The organism is Streptomyces spinosisporus, from assembly GCF_022698145.1.
GTDB classification, from domain to species: Bacteria; Actinomycetota; Actinomycetes; order Streptomycetales; family Streptomycetaceae; genus Streptomyces; species Streptomyces spinosisporus.
This window is the reverse complement of record NZ_JALDAX010000012.1, coordinates 59,660-81,224: the sequence shown is the minus strand read 5'-3', so window position 1 is coordinate 81,224 and position 21,565 is coordinate 59,660. Positions and strand designations below refer to the sequence as shown.

Annotated in this window: 17 protein-coding genes; 4 read left to right on the top strand and 13 right to left on the bottom strand. The window is 70.9% G+C overall.

Annotated elements, in window-relative coordinates; all coding sequences use genetic code 11:
• Nucleotides 1-64 precede the first annotated feature (64 nt).
• Entirely contained in the window at nt 65-439 is a 375-nt protein-coding gene (locus tag MQN93_RS28235) for a cupin domain-containing protein (RefSeq protein ID WP_242711785.1), read from the top strand.
• 3 nt (nt 440-442) lie between these two features.
• Here the strand turns inward: MQN93_RS28235 and MQN93_RS28230 are convergent, their stop codons facing one another.
• From MQN93_RS28230 to MQN93_RS28190, 9 genes are all read right to left on the bottom strand, one after another.
• Nucleotides 443-1,417: a DNA polymerase Y family protein gene (locus tag MQN93_RS28230; RefSeq protein ID WP_242711784.1), complete on the bottom strand. Its 975-nt coding sequence runs from the start codon at nt 1,415-1,417 to the stop codon at nt 443-445.
• Nucleotides 1,414-4,860: a DNA polymerase III subunit alpha gene (locus MQN93_RS28225; protein ID WP_242711783.1), complete on the bottom strand. Its 3,447-nt coding sequence runs from the start codon at nt 4,858-4,860 to the stop codon at nt 1,414-1,416. The genes MQN93_RS28230 and MQN93_RS28225 overlap by 4 nt, the downstream gene beginning before the upstream one ends.
• Nucleotides 4,861-5,043: 183 nt before the next feature.
• Nucleotides 5,044-6,126 (bottom strand): S1 family peptidase, encoded by a 1,083-nt coding sequence (locus tag MQN93_RS28220; RefSeq protein WP_242711782.1) that lies wholly within the window; start codon nt 6,124-6,126, stop codon nt 5,044-5,046.
• A 230-nt stretch (nt 6,127-6,356) separates the two neighbouring features.
• Entirely contained in the window at nt 6,357-7,238 is an 882-nt protein-coding gene (locus tag MQN93_RS28215) for a slipin family protein (protein WP_242711781.1), read from the bottom strand.
• Between the two features lie 172 nt (nt 7,239-7,410).
• Entirely contained in the window at nt 7,411-8,310 is a 900-nt protein-coding gene (locus MQN93_RS28210; protein WP_016434528.1) for a S1 family peptidase, read from the bottom strand.
• Nucleotides 8,311-8,475: 165 nt separating this feature from the next.
• Entirely contained in the window at nt 8,476-9,405 is a 930-nt protein-coding gene (locus tag MQN93_RS28205) for an LLM class oxidoreductase (protein WP_242711780.1), read from the bottom strand.
• A gap of 31 nt (nt 9,406-9,436) precedes the next feature.
• Entirely contained in the window at nt 9,437-10,198 is a 762-nt protein-coding gene (locus tag MQN93_RS28200; protein WP_278191261.1) for an amino acid ABC transporter ATP-binding protein, read from the bottom strand.
• A gap of 37 nt (nt 10,199-10,235) precedes the next feature.
• Complete coding sequence (locus tag MQN93_RS28195; RefSeq protein ID WP_242711779.1) at nt 10,236-11,993, bottom strand: FAD/NAD(P)-binding protein; 1,758 nt, start codon at nt 11,991-11,993, stop codon at nt 10,236-10,238.
• Entirely contained in the window at nt 11,990-12,847 is an 858-nt protein-coding gene (locus MQN93_RS28190; protein WP_242711778.1) for an amino acid ABC transporter permease, read from the bottom strand. The genes MQN93_RS28195 and MQN93_RS28190 overlap by 4 nt, the downstream gene beginning before the upstream one ends.
• A gap of 404 nt (nt 12,848-13,251) precedes the next feature.
• On the opposite strand from MQN93_RS28190, the gene MQN93_RS28185 reads away from it, so the two are divergent.
• Complete coding sequence (locus MQN93_RS28185) at nt 13,252-14,202, top strand: ABC transporter substrate-binding protein (protein ID WP_242711777.1); 951 nt, start codon at nt 13,252-13,254, stop codon at nt 14,200-14,202.
• 39 nt (nt 14,203-14,241) lie between these two features.
• Here MQN93_RS28185 and MQN93_RS28180 read toward each other — a convergent pair whose 3' ends face one another.
• Both MQN93_RS28180 and MQN93_RS28175 read right to left on the bottom strand, forming a co-directional pair.
• On the bottom strand, nt 14,242-14,835 hold the full coding sequence (locus MQN93_RS28180) for a GTP-binding protein (RefSeq protein WP_242711776.1): 594 nt from the start codon (nt 14,833-14,835) through the stop codon (nt 14,242-14,244).
• A gap of 98 nt (nt 14,836-14,933) precedes the next feature.
• The gene (locus MQN93_RS28175) at nt 14,934-16,097 is read right to left on the bottom strand and encodes a DUF5685 family protein (RefSeq protein WP_242711775.1); all 1,164 of its coding nucleotides are present in this window, start codon (nt 16,095-16,097) and stop codon (nt 14,934-14,936) included.
• A gap of 334 nt (nt 16,098-16,431) precedes the next feature.
• On the opposite strand from MQN93_RS28175, the gene MQN93_RS28170 reads away from it, so the two are divergent.
• A complete protein-coding gene (locus MQN93_RS28170; RefSeq protein ID WP_016434536.1) occupies nt 16,432-16,872 on the top strand; it encodes a cell division protein SepF in 441 nt (146 codons plus the stop codon).
• Nucleotides 16,873-16,909: 37 nt separating this feature from the next.
• Here the strand turns inward: MQN93_RS28170 and MQN93_RS28165 are convergent, their stop codons facing one another.
• The gene (locus tag MQN93_RS28165) at nt 16,910-18,100 is read right to left on the bottom strand and encodes an acyl-CoA dehydrogenase family protein (protein WP_242711774.1); all 1,191 of its coding nucleotides are present in this window, start codon (nt 18,098-18,100) and stop codon (nt 16,910-16,912) included.
• Nucleotides 18,101-18,229: 129 nt separating this feature from the next.
• Complete coding sequence (locus MQN93_RS28160; protein WP_242711773.1) at nt 18,230-19,837, bottom strand: MFS transporter; 1,608 nt, start codon at nt 19,835-19,837, stop codon at nt 18,230-18,232.
• Nucleotides 19,838-20,096: 259 nt separating this feature from the next.
• Between MQN93_RS28160 and MQN93_RS28155 the strand changes: the two genes are divergently transcribed.
• Complete coding sequence (locus MQN93_RS28155; RefSeq protein WP_242711772.1) at nt 20,097-21,356, top strand: glycosyltransferase family 39 protein; 1,260 nt, start codon at nt 20,097-20,099, stop codon at nt 21,354-21,356.
• Nucleotides 21,357-21,565: the final 209 nt, after the last annotated feature.

Sequence of the window (21,565 nt, the reverse complement as noted above, 5' to 3'; positions counted from 1 at the left end):
GGTAGTCAAGCTACTTGACCATCCGGCACGCCCATTGTGCACACCCGTCGAACGGAAGGCAGCCATGCCCGTCATCCGCACATCCGAAGCCGTCACGCACGAGATGCACGGCGCCCGTTTCGTCTCGTACGCCACCACGCGCACCGGCAGCAAGGAGCTCTGCGCCTGGCGCGGTGAGATCCCGGCGGGCACGAAGGCGCCCGTGCACACCGTCAGCCGGGAGGAGATCCTCCATCTGCTCGACGGCGAACTGCTCATCACCCTCGACGGCCGCACCGACCACATCACGGCGGGCGACACGGTCATCGTCAATCCGGGCGCGACCGTTCGTATCGAGAACCCCACCGATCGGACGGCCGTCTCCTGGGTCACCACGTCCACAGGACTGGAGGCCGAACTGGCCGACGGGACACGGATCGCGCCCCCCTGGGCGCAGTGACGGCTACGCCGCCAGCGCCCCCGGCAGCACCGCGTGCGGTCCGAACTTCGCCCGTACGCGGTCGGCGACCTCCTCGACGCGGCGGACCTTCTCGTCGACGGGATCGAAGACCAGCTGGTAGGAGGCCTGTTCCGCGGGGCTCAGCCCCTCCGCGCGCAGGACGAAGGCGCGGACCCGGGCGCGCTGGAGGCCGAGGGACTCGTACATGTCGTACGCCGTCCTGGTCAGGGCGGGCGAGTGGGCGGTGGGTTCCTTCAGCGTGCGGGTGCGGGTGGTCGCGGTGCGGTCGGCGTAGCGGACGGTGAGGGTGAGGGTGCCGCAAACCTTGTCCAGGGCGCGCAGCCGGGAGCCCAGTTCCTCGGCGGCGGACAGCAGGGCGCGGCGGTGCCGGTCCGGGGACAACTCGTCGCGGACGAAGGGGCGTTCGGTGGCCAGGAAGCGGGAGACGGCGTTCGGGACGACCCGGCCGCGGTCGATGCCGTTCGCCTTCTCGTGCAGTTCGCGGGCCGCCTTCGCGCCGATCAGCCGCTGCAGTGTGGACAGCGGTGCGGCGGCGACCCGGCCCAGGGTGTCGAGGCCGTAGTCGCACAGGGTGCGCGCGGTGGCCGTGCCGACGCCGGGGAGCACGGTGACCGGCCGGTCCGCGAGGAACTCCGCGATGCCGTCCGGGTGTTCGGGCACCGCGCACGTCACTCCGGGCCGGGCGTCGCGCAGGGCCACGCGGGCCAGCATCGGACCCGGTCCTGCGCCGATCACGCAGTCGACGCCGTGCAGGGCCAGCGCGCGGACCCGGATCACCGCCGCCAGCTCGACCGCGTCGCGCCCGAAGTACCGCTCGGCGCCCCGCAGATCGGCCAGCGCCCCGTCGGGCGGCAGCGCCTCGACGACCGGGGTGAACTCCTCCAGCAACCCGAGCAGCCCCGGCAGCGTGGCCTCGCCGTCCGGCGGCAGCTGGAAACGTACGCACAGAATGGTCATCCCGCACTCCCCGGGCTCTGGTGCCACAACTTCCGTACCTGTGAAGGCCCTTGACCCGCCGGTCGCAGATCGGCCCATGGGTTCATTTCGTATCCGGTCGGCATCTGGATTCGTCTGCCGCGCGCCGGATCCCCGCCCGCGCCCTCCGGCACCGGCTCCGCCAGCCGTGCCGCCACCTCGTCGAGGCCGCCCTCGGCGCGCAGTTCGACCAGTTCGGCGAGGTTCCAGGCGGCCGAGCCCACCACGCTGAGGCTGCGCGGGCCGCGTCGCTGCACCACTCCGCGCACCAGCAGCAGCCAGGAGTGGAAGACGGTGTGGGCGCAGGCGTCGTGGGAGTCGTCGAAGAAGGCGAGGTCCACCAGGCCCGTGCCGTCGTCGAGGGTGGAGAAGATGACCCGCTTGCCGGACCGGATCGGCGGGGTCTGGGTGGCCGCCTTGGCGCCCGCGACCAGCACCGTCTCACCGTGCCTTGCCTCGCGCAGCCGGCGCGCGGACATCACGCCCAGCTCGTCGAGGAAGGCCCGGTGGTCGTCCATGAGGTGGTGTGTGGCGTCCATCGACAGCACTCCCAGCTCGGCACTGAGTTTCTCCGCCTCCGACAGGTCGGGCAGTCCGGCCGGCGCCGTCTTCCGCCCGCCCGTCAGCGGGAGTTGGCCTCCGCCCGCACCCCGGGCACCCCGGTGCAGCTCGGTCAGGTGCAGTTGCAGATCACGGCGGTTGGCCCCGAAGGCGTCCAGCGCACCGACCTGTGCGAGCCGCCCGGCGAGCGGCCGGCTCGGACGCGCCCGCTCCCAGAAGTCCAGGAGCGAGGCGTACGGCTGCCCCTCCGCGATCCGCGCCGCCTCGGCCTCGCTGATGCCGTGTACGTCGGAGAGGGCCAGGCGCAGTCCCCACGCCACGGGAGATTCAGACACCAGTTCGATACGGTGTGCGACCGCCGACCGGTTCACATCCAGCGGAAGCACCGGCACCCCGCGCCGCCGCGCGTCCGCCAGCAGCAGCCGCTTCGGATACATCCCGGGGTCGTGCGTGAGCAGGCCCGCGTAGAAGGCGGCCGGGTGATGCGCCTTCAGCCAGGCGGACTGGTAGGTCGGCACGGCGAAGGCGACCGCGTGCGCCTTGCAGAAGCCGTAGCTGCCGAAGGCCTCCACGATCTCCCAGGTGCGCCGAATCGTTTCTGCGTCGTATCCCTTCGCCGCCGCGTGCTGGGCGAACCACACCTTGATCCGCCCCTGCGACTCCGGGTCCGACAGCCCGCGCCGCACCCGGTCCGCCTCACCGCGCCCGCAGCCGGTCATGATGGCGACGATGTCGATGATCTGCTCGTGGAAGACGACGACCCCGTACGTGCTCTTCAGCGGCTCCTCCAGATCCGGGTGGGGGTAGGTGACGGGCGCCCGCCCGTGCCGCGCCTCGATGAACGGCCGCACCATGTCGGCGGCGACCGGTCCGGGCCTGAAGAGCGAGATGTCCACCACGAGGTCGTGGAAGGTGGCCGGCTGCAGCCTGCCCACCAGGTCCCGCTGGCCCGGCGACTCGATCTGGAAGCAGCCCAACGTCTCGGTGGACCGGATGAGTTGGTACGTCGCCGGGTCGCCGCTCGCCAGTGCGTCCAGGTCGATCCGCTCCCCCTTCGCCCGCTCCACCTCGGCGACCGCGTGTGCCATCGCCGACTGCATCCGCACGCCCAGGACGTCGAGTTTGAGCAGTCCGAGGTCCTCCACGTCGTCCTTGTCGAACTGCGACATGGGCAGCCCCTCGCCGCTGGTCGGCACGACCGGCGTACGGGCCAGGAGGGAGGCGTCCGACAGGAGCACTCCGCAGGGGTGCATCGCGACTCCGCGCGGAAGGGCGTCGAGCGCCTCGACCAGCTCCCAGAACCGCCCGTACCGCCCGCCCGCCTGCCGGACCTCCTCCGCCAGCGCCTTGAGTTCGGGAAGTTCGTCGAGCGCCGCGCGGGCGTCGCGGGCGCGGATGTGCGGGAAGGACTTGGCGATGCGGTCGATGTCGGCCGGGTCCATGGACAGGGCCGCGCCCACATCCCGGATCGCGTGGCGGACGCGGTACGTCTCCGGCATCGCGACCGTCGCGACCCGCTCCTCGCCGAACCGGTCGATGATCGCGCGGTAGACCTCGATGCGGCGCGCGGACTCCACGTCGATGTCGATGTCGGGCAGCACGACCCGCTCCTTGGACAGGAAGCGCTCCATCAGCAGCCCGTGGTCGACCGGGTCGGCGTTCGCGATGCCGAGGAGGTGGTTGACCAGGGAGCCCGCGCCGGAGCCGCGCGCGGCGACCCGGATGCCCATGTTCCGTACGTCGTCAACTACTTGAGCGACCGTCAGGAAGTAGGAGGCGAAGCCGTGGTGGGCGATGATGTCCAGTTCGTGGTGCATGCGCTCCCAGTGGGCGCGCCGGTCCGCGTAACCGAGCCGGACCATCCCGGCCGCCGCCCGTGAGGCCAGGGCCCGCTGGGCGGTGCGGCGGCCCGCGCCGACCAGGTGCGGTTCGGGGAAGTGGACGGCGCCCATGCCGAGGTCGTCGTCGGGGTCGACCAGGCACTCGGCGGCCGTCGCGCGCGTCTGCTCCAGCAGGCTGTGGGCGGTGTCGCGCCGGTATCCCGCCGCCTCCACGATCCGTTCGGCCGCGCGGAACATGGCGCCCTCGTCCTTGAGCCAGGCCTCCCCGGAGTCCAGTTCCCTCGTCGGGTCGACGGGGACCAGCCGGCGGGCCGCGTCCAGGACGTCGGCGACGGGGCCGAGCCCGGGGTCGGCGTAGCGGACGGCGTTGCTGAGCACCGGGCGGACCTGCTGCTCGGCGGCGAAGCCGACGGTGCGGGCGGCAAGGCGCAGGGAGCCGGGGCCGGTGCCCTCGCGGCCGTGCCAGACGACCTCCAGGCGCAGGGCGTCGCCGTAGATCTCGCGCCAGGGGGCGAGGAGCTTCGCGGCCCGGTCCGGGCGCCCGGCGGCCAGTGCGAGCCCGACGTCGGAGGCGGGGCCGAGCAGGACGGTCAGACCGTCGCCGTGCTGGTCGGTCCACCGCAGCCGGGGCGGACCGTCGGCGGTGTGGGCGGCGCTGACCAGCCGGCACAGGCCGGCCCAGCCGCGGGCGCCGTCCCGGGCGAGGAAGGTGACCCGTGGTGTCGATTCGTCGATGAAGGCACCGCCGCGCACGGGGGTGCGCCGCCGCTCCCGTCGTACGGACTCGTCGTCCCGGATCCGCGCGGGCGGCTCCACCGCCAGCTCCGCCCCGAACAGCGGACGCACGCCCGCCTTCGCGCAGGCCTTGGCGAAGCGGACGGCGCCCGCGAGGGTGTCGCGGTCGGTGAGCGCGAGGGCGTCCATGCCCCGCTCGGAGGCACGCTCCGCCAGCCGCTCCGGGTGTGAGGCGCCGTAGCGCAACGAGAACCCGGAGACGGTGTGCAGATGTGTGAAGCCGGACATCCGCACCTCCGCTCTCGAACATCAGTTCCCTACTGTCCCACCCCCACCATAGACCAAAATTCGAATACATGTACGACCGACGTTCGACCCTCTCCCACCTGCGCAAACGCGGAAAACGCGGAAGTCCCGCCCCTCGCGCGCGGGGCGGGACTCCACTGACAGGTCGAACAGGTCGAGCGGTGATCAGCCGATCTCGGCACCGAAGGTCGAGAGCGCCTCGGTGACCGGCTGGAAGAACGTCTCGCCGCCGGAGGTGCAGTCGCCGCTGCCGCCGGAGGTGAGGCCGATGGCCGACTCGCCGTCGAAGAGCGAGCCGCCGCTGTCGCCGGGCTCGGCGCAGACGTCGGTCTGGATGAGACCGTTGACGATGTCGCCGTTGCCGTAGTTCACGGTGGCGTCCAGGCCGGTGACCGTGCCGTCGTGCACCTGGGTCGTCGAGCCGCTGCGCTGCACCTTCTCGCCGACCGTGGCGTCGGCGGCCTTGGTGATCTTCTGCGTGGAGCCGTTGTAGAGGTCGACCTCGCTCGGGTGGTCCACGTTCGAGGTGTACTTGACCAGACCGAAGTCGTTGTCCGGGAAGCTGGACTGCTCGTTGGTGCCGATCTCGTTGCCGCTGGAGTCGGACCAGGTGGAGATGGCCTCGGTGCAGTGCCCGGCCGTGATGAAGTACGGCTGGCCGCCCTTGACCACGTTGAAGCCGAGCGAGCAGCGCCCGCCCGAGCCGGTGATCGCGTCGCCGCCCGCGATGAAGGGCTTGAACTCCCCCTGCGTGCGCTTGACTTCGGCCACCGAGCCGAGCCCGTCGACGACCTTGGTCAGCTTGGCCCACTCGGCCTTGGAGACCGTGCGGTCGGCGGTGACGACGACCTTGTTGGTCGTGGGGTCCGTCACCCAGGAGGTGCCGGGGATGGTCGCGTCCTGCTTGAGCGTCGTACGGGCGCTCTTGAGCTCGGCGAGGGAGTTCTCGACGATTCTGGCCTTGGCGCCGGCCGCCTGCACGGTCTTGGCGGCGGTCTCGTCCAGGACGTTCACCACGAGGCTCTTGGCCTTCGCGTCGTAGAACGTGCCCGCCGCGTCCGCGCCGAGGTCCTTGCCGAGGGTCGAGGCGAGCTTTCCGGCCGCCACGGCCGACAGGGTCTGCGGCTCGGGGGTCTTCGGAGTCTCACTCGCGTTCGCAGTCTGGAAGGTGACTGCGGCGGCGATGAGCGCGGTGACACCCGCGCCGGCCACGGCCACGCGTCGCTTGGGTATGCGTCGGTGCTTCAACTGACGTCCTCCTGTGGGGGGATCGGCCCGGGAGGTTGTGGGGACCTCACGAACCGGAAGGCGTTGAACAGCGCCTACTATCCCGAGGCCGACAGGGAGCACACAAGGGCTTCTTCGAGACGCGCGTAGAACGCGCCATATGCGCCCCTGATTTTTGACAGACCACGGTCAGCCCACGTCTTCGCTCTGCAAACACTACGAGCGAGTAACGCGCTCGCACTGGGTAAGGTCTAGTCCTGTCCGAAATTCGACCTGTCGCCGTTCGGGTCCATCCGCGGTTCTGCCGCGGGCAGTTGCTCCTGCACCGGTTGCCGGTCGATCTGCGAAGGCGCCTGCTGCGGCGCCGCGGCGGTGTGCTGCGCCTTCTCCAGGAAGCGCAGCAGCTCCACCGGGAAGGGCAGGACGAGCGTGGAGTTCTTCTCGGCGGCGACCGCCGTCACCGTCTGCAGCAGCCGCAGTTGGAGCGCGGCGGGAGTGTCCGCCATCTGCTGCGCGGCCTCGGCGAGCTTCCTCGAGGCCTGCAACTCGGCGTCCGCGTTGATGACCCGGGCCCGGCGGTCACGATCGGCCTCGGCCTGCCGGGCCATCGAGCGCTTCATCGTCTCCGGCAGCGAGACGTCCTTGATCTCGACCCGGTCGATGGTGACGCCCCACTCCACCGCCGGACTGTCGATCATCAACTCCAGCCCCTGGTTGAGCTTCTCGCGGTTGGAGAGCAGATCGTCCAGCTCGCTCTTGCCGATGATCGACCTCAGCGAGGTCTGCGCCATCTGCGCGACGGCGAACCGGTAGTCCTCGACCCGTACGACCGCCTCGGCCGGCGCGGTCACCTTGAAGTAGACGACGGCGTCCACGCGCACGGTGACGTTGTCTCGGGTGATGCCCTCCTGCGCGGGCACCGGCATCGTCACCACCTGCATATTGACCTTCTGGAGCCGGTCCACGAACGGCACGATCATCGTGAAGCCCGGCTCGCGCACACGGGAGCGGAGCCTGCCGAGCCGGAACACCACACCGCGCTCGTACTGTTTGACGACGCGCGCTGCGGCCATCAGGTACACCGTTCCGGCGGACGCGAGGACCACTCCCGTGGCCACCAGCTCCTCGACCATGTCGGCCCCCCAGGGTCCGAAGTGGGCGTATGTGCGTATTGCGGAGGAGTCGATACACCAGGCGTACTGCCTGTACTTCGAAGGTAACGCCGGGGTGCGGACAAGGGCGAGCCCCCGCACTGCAGTTGCCTGCGGGGGCTCGCTCGGTGCCGGTGTGCCGGTCGGGACTACGTCAGCCGACGCTCACGCCGTAGTAGCTGAGGGCCTCGGTGACCGGCTGGAAGAAGGTCGTGCCGCCGGAGGTGCAGTTGCCGCTGCCGCCGGAGGTCAGACCGTACGCCGTCGAACCGCTGTACAGCGGGCCGCCGCTGTCGCCGCCCTCGGCGCAGACCGTGGTCTGGATCATGCCGTAGACGACGTCGCCGCCGCCGTAGTTGACGGTGGCGTTCAGGGCGGTGACCCGGCCGCTGTGGGTGCCGGTGGTGGAGCCGCGACGGTAGACCGTCGTGCCGACACTCGGGGTGGCCGCGCGGGTGATGGTCTGGCTGCCGACCGCGCTCGGGTGCGCGACCGAGGAGTTGGTGTAGCGGACCAGCGCGAAATCGTTGGTCGGGAAGCTGTAGCTGACGTTGGTGCCCAGCACCGTGGTGTGGCCGGAGTTGGAGTACCAGGTGGAGGCGACCTCACCGCAGTGGCCGGCGGTCAGGAAGTAGTAGGTGCTTCCGCTGTGCACGTTGAAGCCGAGCGAGCAGCGGTAGGAGCCGCCGTAGATGGCGTCTCCGCCGGTGATCAGCTTCTTGAACTGACCGGGCGTGTGCTTGATGGTGAGGGCGTCGGCGTTGCTTCCGGCCTGCTGCTTGATCTTGGCGATCTCGGCCTTGGAGACCGTGCTGTCGACGGTGACGACGACCCGGTTGGTCTTGCTGTCGACGGCCCAGGCGGTGCCGGGGACATCGGCCTTGAGGACCGAGTCGTTCGCGCTCTTGAGCTGGGCGGTGCTGAAGGGGGTGACGGTGGACGCGTTGGCGCTGGGGACCGCGAACGCGGCGGCGGCCAGGAGTCCGGTGGTGACGGCGATCAGCCGGGTCCGTCTCGTAATGCCGCTGCGGGGGGTAGTGCGCTTGATCCTCACTTCGTTCCTCCAAGAAGGAAGTCGGGGGGCCCGCGTGGGGTCGGGGCCCCGTGAGGCGCAGTCAGGGTGCGGGCATCCGGATTTCGGACACGCCGTGCCCCTGACAAGCGCTTGCCGGGAGTATTCGGCCGACCGACCGGTCGGCGCAAGGGCGCCTTTCGGCCGTCAGGCCTTGAACAACCGCGAGTTCCCGCCAACCGCGGCCCGGTCGGACCGCCCGACGAGGTCCAGATGCTCCCTCAGCGTGCTACCCGGGTAGAAGGTGCGGAACAGACCGCGGTGCTGGAGCAGGGCCACCGTCCCGTTGACCAGCCGCTCCAGGTCACGGCGCGGCTCGACGGGCGTGAAGTGGAAGCCGTCGACGATGCCGTTCGCGTGCCAGGTGGCGATCAGCTCGGCGAGGTCCACGGGTCCGCCCCGGTAGTGCGGGCCCTGTGCGGTCTGCCGGGGGCCGCCCCCGCCGTGCCCGGGCGCGGCCGCGTACTCCCCGTCGCCGAGGTCGACCAGAAGGCTCGCGAGGATGCGCAGGGCGCCAGGATCACGCCCCGACTCCTCGGCGGTCCTTCGGACTTGGTCCCGTACGGCGGCTGCCTGTACGGCGGTCGCGACGCGCACGAGCACCACGTCGGCGTACAGGGCCGCGGCGCGCCGCGCCTGCGCCTCGGTGGCGTCGATGACGCGGACGGGGCGGTCCCGGGGCGGGCACGGCCCGGCGTCCCGCTTCTCGTCCCGGGCATCGTCCCGGGCATTCTCTTCCCGGGCATCACCCCGGGCCTCGTCCTGCGCCGTCGCCGCGTCGATCCGCCGGCCGGTCCGGGCGGGCGCGGCGCCCGCCGCCCGCGCCTGACCAGGCACCTGACCGGGCTCGGTGCGCGCACTCGTGGCGGCGGGCACCAGACCGATGCGCGTGGTGGCGGAGGCGAGGCGGGACAGGAGGGTGACGGGATCGGCGGAGGTGTCGTCGAGCGTCACGAAGTCGAGTCCGCCGCGTTCGGCGAGCCGTACCGCCTCGACCTCGGCCTCGGTGCCGTACACCGCCCCCTGGCTGATCGCGGCGGCGAGGTGCAGCAGGCCCCGCGCGGGAGTTGAGGTCATGAGGAGGAAGCCTTTCCGGAGAACCTGGGGATCAGAGGACCTTGGACAGAAATGCGCGGGTACGTTCCTGCTGCGGCCGGTCCAGTACGTCGGCCGGCGGGCCCTGCTCGACGATCCTGCCGTCGTCCATGAAGACGACGTTGTCGGCGACCTCGCGGGCGAACCCGATCTCGTGCGTGACGACGATCATCGTGGTGCCCTGACCGGCCAAGTCCCGGATGACGTCCAGCACTTCACCGACCAGCTCGGGGTCGAGCGCGGAGGTCGGTTCGTCGAACAGCAGCAGCTTCGGCTCCAGGGCGAGCGCGCGGGCGATGGCGACCCGCTGCTGCTGTCCGCCCGACAGCTGCCGGGGATACGCCTCGGCCTTGTCGGCCAGGCCGACCCGCGCGAGCAGCCCGCGCGCGTTCTCCACGGCCTCCTTGCGCGGCCGCTTCAGCGCGGACACCGGTGCCTCGGTGATGTTCTCCTCCACCGTGAGATGGGGGAACAGATGGAAGTTCTGAAACACGAAGCCGATCCGGGTGCGCTGCTTGAGCACCTCGCGCTCGGGCAGTTCGTACAGCCGGTCGCCGGAGCGCCGGTAGCCGATCAGGGTGCCGTCCACGCTGATCACGCCCTGGTCCACCTTCTCCAGATGGTTGATGGTGCGCAGCAGCGTCGACTTGCCGGAGCCGGACGGGCCGAGCACGACGGTGACCTCACCGCTCCGTACCTGCAGATCGATGCCCTTGAGGACCGTCAGCGCGCCGAAGCTCTTGCGGACGGATCTGATGTCGACCATGACGCTCATCGCGTGATTCCTTGCCGTAGGCGGGAGTTCGGGGTGGTCATGCGGCGGCCCGTGAGGCGAGCCCCGCCAGGAACCGCAGCGCCGCCCGTGCCGTCGCGTCGTTCTGCCGGAACGCCGGACCGCCGGTGCGCGGCCGGGTGAAGGCACCGGGTGTGCGGCCGTCGGTGTAGGGCCCGAGCGCGAACCGTCGGGGATGCGGCCGCCCGGCCCGGTCGAGGATCCGCCCGTCGGCGGGGTCGACCCGGAGCAGTCCGTCGGGCGTCTCGGCGGCGCCCTCGGCGTGCAGTTCGCGCAGCAGGGTGTCGCGGGCCCGTGCGACGGTGGGCGCGGGCAGCCGCGCCTCGACGAGCGCCCGCGCACGGACGGAGAAGCCCGGCACGGTGGGGCTCGACGCGCGGAACATCCCGTCCTCGGTGGTGACGGACATGTCGGCGCCGACGAACTTCAGGACTCCGGCCCTGGACAGAGCGGGGATGTGCCGCAGCCGCGGCCCGGGCGGCCCCGAGGCCAGATAGCTGAAGAAGCCGTGCCACCAGGGCCCGACGCCACCGAGGCGGACCAACTGCCCGTAGACGGAGAGCAGACCGAGGAACACTGCCAAGTCAGGGCTGTGGTACGGATTATGACGTCTGGTCAGATCATGCTCCACATACCCGCGCAGCGCCTCCTGGAACTGTTCGAAGGAGGCGTACCGCACCCCCTCCAGTGGGCGGTCGAGCGCGTCCAGGTCGAGCCGGTCCACGGGATCGGGCACGGCCGCCACCACGAGCGCCTCCCGCTGCGCCGCCCGGGACGTCGCCGCGTACTTCTCCTCGAAGTCGCTCCAGGCACCGTTCGTCCGCTCCGGATGCGCGGTGAACAGCCGGTGGTAGTGGGCGAATCCCAGTTCCTTCTCCACCAGCGGCCACACGTCCCGCCGGAAGTCGAACCCGCCGGGCCGCGCGAGCAGCGCCTCGACCTCGGCAGGCCCGAAGAACCGTGGCAGCGGCGGGCGTTCGCCGCTCCAGTCGTAGCCGATCTTCGAGTGGTACGGCACTCCGCGGCGCGAGCCGACGTACAGCACCGGCTCCTGTCCCGACGGCACATAGGTGTCGCCGTCGTGGCGTCCGCCCCGGCCCTCGGTCAGCAGCACCATCAGGTCGACGAAGGCGAGCCCGAACCCGCGCACGAGGACCGGTTCGCCCGCCCTCAGCGCGGACAGGTCGGAGTCGGCGGTGAAGTCGGGCGCGAGGTGGACCAGGTCGTGCGTGCGCGCGTACGCCGCCAACTCCGCCTGTTCGTCGTCCGGTTCGGCGTCGAGATGACCGAGCGCGAGCACCACCAGGTCGGCGAGGAGCGGGCGCGGGCGACCCTCCAGCCACACCTGCTGCCGGCCCTCGCGCGGGCCGCCGACCCGCAGGGCCCGCCGTGCGTGGTGGTGGACGGTGACGTCCGCGGGCAGGGCGGCGACGGCCCGCTCGTGCACCCAGCGCAGATACGAGCCCTGCAGCCGGCGGTCCGCGAAGACCCGGCCGTCGATGCGGGCCCACTCGTGCAGGGTGGGGCCGCCGATCACCGGCCCCTCCATGGCCACCGTCTCGTCGGTGAACATCGTGATGTCCTCGGCGTGCGAGTTCATCCACATCAGCGGTGACTGCGTCGCGCGCCAGATCCGTCCGGAGCCGGGCGGGTAGGGGTCCACGAGATGGATGTCGAGGCCCGAACCGGCGTACAGCTCGGGCGCGTTGGCGGCGATCCGCTCGATGAGACCGGTCCCCCGTGGCCCGGCCCCGACGATCACCAGGGAGGGCCTCATCGGGCGCGCTCCGAACCGCGGGCGTAGTGCCGCTCCACGTAGTACTGGCCGACGCCGAGGACCGAGGTGACGACGGTGTACCAGAGGGTGGCCACCATCAGCAGCGGGATCACCTGGTAGGTGCGGTGGTAGATCAACTGGGCGGAGAACAGCAGGTCGTTCACTGCGATGACGCTGACGATGGCGGTGCCCTTGAGGGTGCCGATCAGCATGTTCCCGGCGGGCGGCACGATGGAGCGCATCGCCTGCGGCAGCACGATCCGCCGCAGCCGCCGCCACCTGCTCAGACCGAGCGCCTGGGCGGCCTCGATCTGCCCGCGCTCGACGGACAGCAGTCCGCCGCGCACCACCTCGGCGGCGTACGCGGCCTCGTGCAGGGTGAGTCCGACGACGGCGACCTGGGCGGGCCCGAGCAGATCGACCGTCTTCACCCCGAACAACTCCGGGTACAGCGCCCCGATGTTGAACCACAGCAGCAGCTGGACCAGCACCGGTATCGAGCGGAACAGCCATACGTATCCCCAACTGACGCTGCGCAGCACGGGGTTGGCGGACAGCCTGAACACGGCGAGCAGGGTGCCGAGGGCGAAGCCGAGCACCATGACGACCGCGGTCAGCCACAGGGTGAGCCACAGCCCGCGCAGCACGGCGTCCGAGGTGAAGTAGTCGGCGACGACGCCCCATTGGAACGCCTTGTTGCGCAGGACGGAGGTGAGGGCGAGCCCGAGGAGTGCGAGCACGACTACGGCGGCGGCCCACTGGCCGAACCGGCGCTGCGGCACGATCCGCAGGGAGTCGGCGTGGTCCGGTGCGTCCGGGACGGCGGGGATCTTGGCGAGGGTGTCGGAAGACATGCGAAGGCTCCGTGAGCTGAGTCGAACACGGTGATGCCTTCACACGGGAGCGGCCGAGCCCCTCAGCAGGGCCGCCCTTCGAGACTACGGGTGCGTTTCCCCTTGCTGTCAAGGCTGTCCGAACTGTGAGCCGTACGTCTCAAGCCGGTTGACGCACCACCGGATGCCTGTTCCACTTGGCCCATGCATCCACAGCAGTGGCTGGTCAAGCGCTCCCACATCGACTTCGGTCGCGTGTGGTCCTCCTCCTGTTGAGCTGACCCCCTGCACCGCCCCTGACGTTCCGGGGCGCTCTTTTGCGTTCTCCCTCCTCGCCTTCACACGCGCCCTCCCCTCGCTCCGCCCTTCCCTCCGCCCTGTTTCCCGCTGCTCCGCGCCTCTCGCTCCCAGGAGTCCGCCCAGCCATGCGCACACCCCTGCCTGCCCGAAATGGGCTCATCACCCCCTTCGTTCTGATCACCGCGGCGACGCTGCTCCTCACGGCCTGCGGTACGGGCCCGGACGGCACCGCCGATGCCGCGGGCGCGGCGGGGGCGTCCGACGCGGTCCCCACCACGGACGTAGTCTCGGCCATCCACAAGGACAAGGCGGCAGCCGCACTGCTGCCGGAGGGCGTGAAGAGCCTCACGGTCGCCATCAGCGTCGGCGGCACCCCGCCCGGCACGACCTATCTGTCCGACGGCAAGACCCTGACCGGCCAGGACGTCGACTTCGCCGATGCCGTGGCCAAGGTGCTCGGCATCCGGCTCAGAACCGAGCAGGCCGGGTTCGAAGCGATCCTGCCGGCCCTCGACAGCGGCAAGTACGACTTCGGCGCCAGCAACTTCGGCGTCACCGACGAGCGCCGCAGGACGATCGACTTCGTCACGTACATCAACGACGGCCAGGGCTTCGCCACCCGCAAGGACAGCAAGCTCTCCAAGGTGACGGACCTGAAGCAGCTGTGCGGCCTGAACGTCGCCACCGGCGCGGGCACCACCTTCGAGGCAACGCTGGAGGAGAACAAGAAGACCTGCACCGCCGCCGGCAAGAAGCCCTACGAGGTGCAGACCTACGGCGAACAGGGCGCCCTGTGGTCCTCCCTGCAGCAGGGCCGCAGCGACGTGGTGATGTCCACCATCAACGGTCTGCGGTATGCCGTGGCCCATCAGCAGGGCCTGAAGTTCCTCAATGAGTACCACCGCCTGGACGTGGGCTTCGCCTTCAAGAAGGGCTCCCGGCTGGCTCCCGCGTTTCAGGCGGCGGTGAACGAGCTGATAGGCGACGGGACTTACCAAAAGATCCTCAAGAAGTGGGGGACCACGGGTTCGGCCATCGAGAAGTCACAGATCTCCCCGCCGGAACTCGGAGACTGAACGGCCTGTGCCGGGTTGGCCGCTGTCGGTCCCCCTCCGCTAACGCGCCGTCACCGCCCGCTCCCCCAGCACCCGGTCCATCAGCGCGCCCAGCACGTCCCGCACCGAATCCCGCTCACGCGCATCGCATTCGAGCACCGGCACATCACCGCGAAGTCCCAGCACCCTGCGGACCTCGTCCGGTTCGAGCGGCTCGGCGTCCTCGAACCGGTTCACGGCGAGGACGAACGGCACGCCCCGGTCCTCGAAGTAGTCGACGGCCGGGTAGCAGTCCTCGATCCGCCGGGTGTCCGCGAGGATCACCGTTCCGAGCGCGCCCTCCGCCAGCTCCTCCCACATGAAGGAGATCCGCCTCTGCTCCTGAGCACCGGATCCGGGCGCCCCGAACAGATACAGCGCGATCGTCGGATCGAGCGTGATCCGCCCGAAGTCGAGCGCGACGGTCCTGGTCGTCCTGGACTCCGCCCCGTCGAGCGTGTCGACGCCCATCGACACATGCGTGATCGCCGCCTCGGTGTCCAGCGGTTCCATCTCCGAAATGGCGCCGATGAACGTGGTCTTGCCGACCCCGACTCCCCCGCTCACCACGACCTTCACGGCGAGCGGGACGGTCCTGTCACAGCGGCCGGGCATGATCCCTGGTCCTTTCGAGCGGCCGGACTGCCTTCGCGTCCTCGACCTGCTCTACGTCCCGGACCCGCCGAGCGTTCACGACAACGGCACCGCCCGGGTCAGCAGCTGCAGTCGCACCCGCAGTCGCAGCAGTCGCACCCGTCGCAGTCACAGCAGTTGCAGCAGTCACAGCAATCGCCGCAGTCCGCGTCCTTGCACAGTCCGTCCTTGCGCTCACGGCTCCACGGGTCCTCGTACTCGCCGCAGCACAACTGGCACGTACAGGCCAGCCCCGCCCACACCGCGCAGCCGGCCAGCAGCCCGCGCGGGTTGCGCCGCGGCGGCTCCGGGGACCGCGGCGGCCCGCCCGGACCGCCGGGCGGCGCGTACGGTCCCGCAAGCGTCGGCGCGGACCCGTGCGCGCACGAGGCGGTGCCGAAGGCGCGGTCGACGGAGCTGCGCAGTTCGTGCACGAGCAGCCGGTGCGCCAGCCGGCCCTCCGTGAACTCCACCTCGCGCAGGGCGAGCCGTATCCCGTGCAGGGCGTCGTCGGCGAGCCGCCGCGCCTCCGGCAGCGAGGTCCCGGTCGCGGAGAGCGGGTTCCAGGCACCCGAGGCGGCGTCGGCCTCCTGGTCCTCCACGGCGTCCAGCAGATGCGCGAGCCGTCCGAACAGCCGCCCCGCCTCGGCGAGCGGCTCGGCGTTGCCCGGCCGGCCCGCCAGCACCGCGGTGTGCGCGAAGGCCGCGGCCGTCGCCGTCTCGGTCGGTTCGGTGACCGTGAGGACAGGCGTCCCCGGCCCGGCGAGCGTCTCGATGCCGAGCTGCCGGTCCACGGCGTCCACGAGAACCGCCGTGTCGAACCCGACGTCCGATCCCGTACGAGCGCCTGCCGCACCCCAGCTCGACGCCACCCGGCGCGCGGCGAGCGCCACCGGCCTGCGGGCCAGCAGCCCGTCCCCGTCGGCCACGTGGTCCCGCACCTTGGCCGAGGCGAGCACCAGCGAGACGGCCGCCGCGAGCCGTGCCCCTTCGCCCTGCGCGACGGAGGCGGTCCGCATCCCGCGCAGCGGACAGGGTCCCGCCGTGCGCCGCCAACGGCCCGTCCGTTCGGCCTGAGCCTCCGTCAGAACCGATATCAGCAGCCCGTCGTAGTTGGTCACGATCCGCGCGAACTGCCCGTGGTCCGTGCGCAGCGCGAGACACAGCCCGCACAAGTGCGCCATCCATTGGGACTTGAGATGTTCTCCGAGCCGATGGGTGCAGGGCCTGACGATTCCGAACATGACGATCTCCCCCGTGACACGCGCTGCTTGTGAGGCTGCCGATCAGGCTGTTACGGCTGATGCGACGTGGTTGCGCGGCCGCATCGTATCGACCACCCCGTTCACCCGTACGCCCCGCCCATCACCCATACGCCGCGAAGAATCATATTTCACTCACAGTCAGCATCCGCATACTGCAAGACCCTTGGGGTACCCGGGCTCTCGACGTATTCGCTCTGCACCAGTACCGTCACAAACCCCCCGTGCGGCGTCTATCCACTTGGCGCGCCAACCGCATCATGGATGACCATAGGGACTGCGGAGAGCAGAAGGACCGCTGTGAGAGGAGGCGTCCATGGGATCGGTACGCAAGGCGAGTGCCTGGCTTGGCCTCGTCGACGACAACGATGACGAGCGTTACTACGACGACGACTACTCCGAAGGGACCGAGCAGCCCGGGGATGCCTGGGTCACCGACCCGAGGGTCAAGGTGGCCTCGGACACCGCAGAGGAAAAGGGCCGCCGTATCGGCACGGTGACCCCCGACAGCTTCCGGGACGCACGCGCCATCGGCGAACTGTTCCGCGAGGGCGTGCCGGTCATCATGAACCTCACCGCCATGGAGGCCTCCGACGCCAAGCGCGTCGTGGACTTCGCGGCCGGACTCATCTTCGGTCTGCGCGGTTCGATCGACCGGGTCTCCAACCGCGTCTTCCTGCTGACTCCGGCCGACACGGAGATCGTGAGCCAGGACCCGGCGGCGCACCGCGCGGACGGTTTCTTCAACCAGAGCTGAGGCAGGGCCGCTCACCGGCCCTGCCCCCGCGCAGGGTTCACCGGAAGGCGTCGAGTCCGGTGAGCGCCTTGCCCAGCACGAGCTGGTGCATCTCGACGGTGCCTTCGTACGTCAGCACCGACTCGAGGTTGGTCGCGTGCCGCATGACGGGGTATTCCAGCGAGATCCCGTTGGCCCCCAGGATGGTGCGCGCCGTACGGCAGATCTCGATCGCCTCCCGTACGTTGTTGAGCTTGCCGAAGCTGACCTGCTCCGGACGCAGGCGGCCGGCGTCCATGCGCCGCCCCAGATGGTGGGCGAGCAGAATCCCCTTGTGCAGTTCGACCGCCATGTCGGCGAGTTTGGCCTGGGTGAGCTGGAAGCCCCCGATGGGCCGCCCGAACTGCTCCCGCGACTTCGCGTAGTCGACGGCCGCCTCGAAGGAGCTGCGCGCCGCGCCCATGGCGCCCCAGACGATGCCGTAACGGGCGTGCGAGAGACAGCTGAGCGGTCCCTTGAGCCCGACCACCTCCGGCAGTACGGCGTCGGCGGGCAGCCGTACGTCGTCGAGGACGAGTTCGCTGGTGACGCTGGCCCGCAGCGACCACTTGTGCTTGATCTCGGGCGCGGAGAACCCGGCGCTGTCGGTGGGCACCACGAATCCGCGGATCCCGTCGTCGGTCCGCGCCCAGACGACCGCGACGCCGGCCACGGAGCCGTTGGTGATCCACATCTTGCGGCCGTTGAGAACCCAGTCGCCGCCGTCGCGCTTGGCGTACGTGCGCATGGAGGCGGGGTCGGAGCCGTGGTCCGGCTCGGTCAGCCCGAAGCATCCGATGACCTCGCCGGCGGCCATGCGCGGCAGCCACTGCTGCTTCTGCTCCTCGCTGCCGAAGCGGTGGATGGCGTACATCGCGAGCGAGCCCTGCACGGAGACCAGGGACCGGATTCCGGAGTCGGCGGCCTCCAGCTCCAGACAGGCGAGGCCGTACTGCACGGCGCTCGCTCCGGCGCACCCGTATCCGCTGAGCGACATGCCGAGCGCGCCCATCGAGCCGAGCTCCTTGGCGAGCTCGTGGACGCCGGGCAGTTCGCCCTTCTCGTACCACTCGGCGACATGGGGCAGCACCCGGTCGGCCGCCCAGGACCGCACGGTGTCCCGGACCGCGAGGTCCTCCGGCTCCAGCAGGTCGTCGATCCCGAGCGGGTCGGCGGGGTCGAACGGGGGCAACTTCGCGGACGTGGCCATGGGACACCCTCCGACACTCGTGCAGTGCTCTCCTGAAAACTAGCAGCGCTAGTTAAGATTTCGGAGCCGACGTTACGACGCAGTGTCCCGCACGTCCAGTGGCACCGGGTCACACCCGGCCGGTACGGGTCACGCGGAGACGCGGGAGTCCGCCATCTCCCTCGGCGCGGGCAGTTCCACCTTCGGCGCGGGCTCCGCGCACTGCATGACCCGCGGCAGCCGCAGCGCCATGGCCGCTCCCATCAGCAGCAGACCCGCGCTCACCAGCAGCGTCACATGCAGCCCGTGCACGAACGAGTCCTGGGCCGCCCGGCGCAGCGCCACCCCGACCGGTCCGCCGAGGCGCCCGGCGACCTCGTAGGCCTCCCCCAGCGAGTGCCGGGCCGCGGCCGAGGAGGCGGACGGGACACCGGGGACGGACGACAGGCCGGGCGCGTACGCCGCGTTCATCACGCTGCCGAGCAGCGCGATGCCGATCCCGGCACCCAGCTGGTACGAGGTCTCCCCCACGGCCGCGGCCCCGCCGGCCTGGGCGGGCGGCGCCTCGCTCAGCATCGACTCGTACGCGCCGAAGAGCGTGGTCTCCAGGCCGAAGCCCAGGACGACGAAGGCGGACACCAGCAGGCTCGGATTGTCCGTGCCGCCCATCGCCGTCAGCAGCAGCACCGCGACGGCCGTCAGGCAGAACCCGAAGCACACCATCCGGCGCGGCCCGAACCGCCGCAGCATGCGCGCGCCCGCGAGCCCGGCGGCCATCGCGGCGAACGTCAGCGGCAGCAGCCGCAGCCCCGTCTCCAGCGGGGAGAGTCCCAGCACCAGCTGCAGATACTGCGCCGCGATCAGCTCCAGCCCGACCAGGGCGAGCATGGCGAGGACGATGCAGCCGACCGAGGTGCTGAAGGCCGGGCGGGAGAACATCGCGAGGTCCACCAGCGGGTGCGTACGCCGCCGCTGCCGCCGTACGAACAGGACCAGCAGCACCGCTCCCACCACCAGCGGCGCCAGGGTGAGCACACTCGCCGGCGGCTCCCCGCCGCCGAGCCGCTTCACGCCGAAGACGACGCCGAAGAGCCCGGCCGCGGCCATCAGCGCGCCGACCACGTCCCAGGGACCGTCGCCCGTGCCGCGCGACTCGGGCAGCAGGAGTCGTCCCACCGGCAGGCTGACCAGCATCAGCGGGATGTTGACGAGGAAGACCGAGCCCCACCAGAAGTGCTCCAAAAGAAACCCGCCGAGCAGCGGGCCGACGGCCGCGCCGACCGCGGCGACGGCGCTCCAGACACCTATGGCGAGCGCCCGCTCGCGCCGGTCGGGAAAGACCTGGCGGAGGATCGAGAGCGTCGCGGGCATGATCATCGCGCCACCGACGCCGAGCAGCGCCCGCGCGAGGATCAGGATCTGCGGGTCACGGGCGAGGGCCGCGAGAGCGGAGGCGAGGCCGAAGAGGGCGTATCCGAGAAGGAGGATCCGTCTGCGGCCGACCCGGTCGCCGAGCGTGCCGAAGAGGATCAGCAGCGAGGCGCAGACGAGGGGATAGACGTCGACGATCCAGAGCAGTTCCATCGCGCCGGGCCTGAGGTCCTCGGTGACGGCGGGCACCGCCACGTGCAGCACGGTCGCGTCGACCGCGACCAGCAGCAGGCTCACGCAGAGGACGACGAGGACGACCCAGCGGTTTGCACCGGCCCCGGCCGCCCGACGGCGCAGCGCAGCGGCGGCCGTGGTCGTCCCGGACATGTACGTACCTCCCAGATGTTCCCTCGCATTCGGCGGGCACATGGGTGGGGGACTCCCCATGACTCGGCCGGAGAGGAGCGGTGGTCTCCGGCCCGCGCAACGAAGGCGAGTGACACGTCAGCGTACGCGAGTTCCCGGCGGGGGCACGTGGCGGACCTCTCAGAGTTCGCGCGGACCGGTGTGGCGTACGCCACTTCCCCTCCTCCTGGTTCACGCCCCGCCCGGCCCGGCGGTTGCGCCGCCACCGATAATCGAGCCCGTGACCGATCTTGCGACGCGTGCGGCCCCGCCCCGGGACGGGGCCCTGCGCCGCGCCGTCCCGGCCCTCCTCGGGTATGCGGCCGTGCGCGCCCTGGGCCTGGTCGTGCTGGCCGTGTGGAGCGCGGCACGCGACAAGAGCGCGTACACCCTGCTGACGGCCCGCTGGGATGCACTGTGGTACACGAGGGTGGCGGATCTGGGCTACGGCTACGAGGTGCGGCTGCCCAACGGCGATGTCCACTCCAACCTGGCCTTCTTTCCCCTGCTGCCCTGGCTGGAGCGGCTGCTGCACGCGGTCACGCCCCTGTCGTACGCGGACGCCGGCTTCGTCGTGAGCCTGCTCGCCTCGCTCGCCGCGGCCTGGGGGATCTTCGCGGTCACGGACCATGTGTACGGGCGCAGGGCGGGGGTCTGTGCCGTGCTGCTGTGGGCCGTGCTGCCCGTCGGGATCGTGCAGTCGATGGCGTACAGCGAGTCGCTGTTCACCGCGCTCGCCGCCTGGTCGCTGTACGCCGTGCTGACCGGCCGCTGGCCGGCGGCGGGCGCCCTGGCCGCGCTGGCGGGGCTGACCCGGCCGGTCGGGCTCGCGGTCGTCGCGGCCGTGTGGGCCGCGGCGATCGTCTCGTTCGGGCGAGGCGGAGGCGCAGCGGACGCACGCGTCGCCCGCGCGGGCGAACGCGCCCCCGTGGCGTCCGCGGACGACCCCTCGGAGCGCGTCGGTGCATCCGAGGGCGCGCCGGACGCGTCGCGCGCCCCCGGAGCGGTACCGCGCCTCCTCGCGATGCTCGTGGCGCCGCTGGGCGCCGCCGGATACGTCCTGTGGGTCGGCCACCGCACCGGCAAGGGCCCGCTCGGCTATCTGGACGTCCAGGCCGGCTGGCGCAACGGCTTCGACGGCGGCGCCGCCTTCGCCCGCTTCGTCGCCGACAAGTTCACGTCATTTCCGTCCGCGCTCGCGGGCGCGGGCCTGATCGTCGGGGTCGGCCTGGTGATCTGGCTGTACGTCGCCTGTGTACGCGGGCGCCAGCCCCTGCCCCTCCTGGTCTACGCGGGTGTGGTCACCGCACTGGCCCTGTGCGCGTCGAGCTACTTCGGCTCGAAACCGCGTCTGCTGCTGCCGGCCTTCCCGCTGCTGCTGCCCCTCGCCCTGGCCCTGTCACGGCTGCGCACATCGAGATCGGCGCTGGTGGTGGGCGGTGTCGCGGCGGCGTCGGCCGTCTACGGAGCGTTCTGGCTGAACGGCTCGGGGCCGCCGTGACCGCCCTGTGCGGGCGGTGAGCGTCCGGGAAAATCCGTCCCAGCATTCGGTGAACGAATTCATAAGTCCCATAAAACTGATTCGCGGAATGATCAAAGGAATTGAAGGGAGGCGCCGCCGGGCATTGCGGATTCCTCGGAAATAAAGCCGCAGCTGAGAGGAATCCCACATCACATCGTCATCACAAAGCCGCTGAATCGACGGAGAAC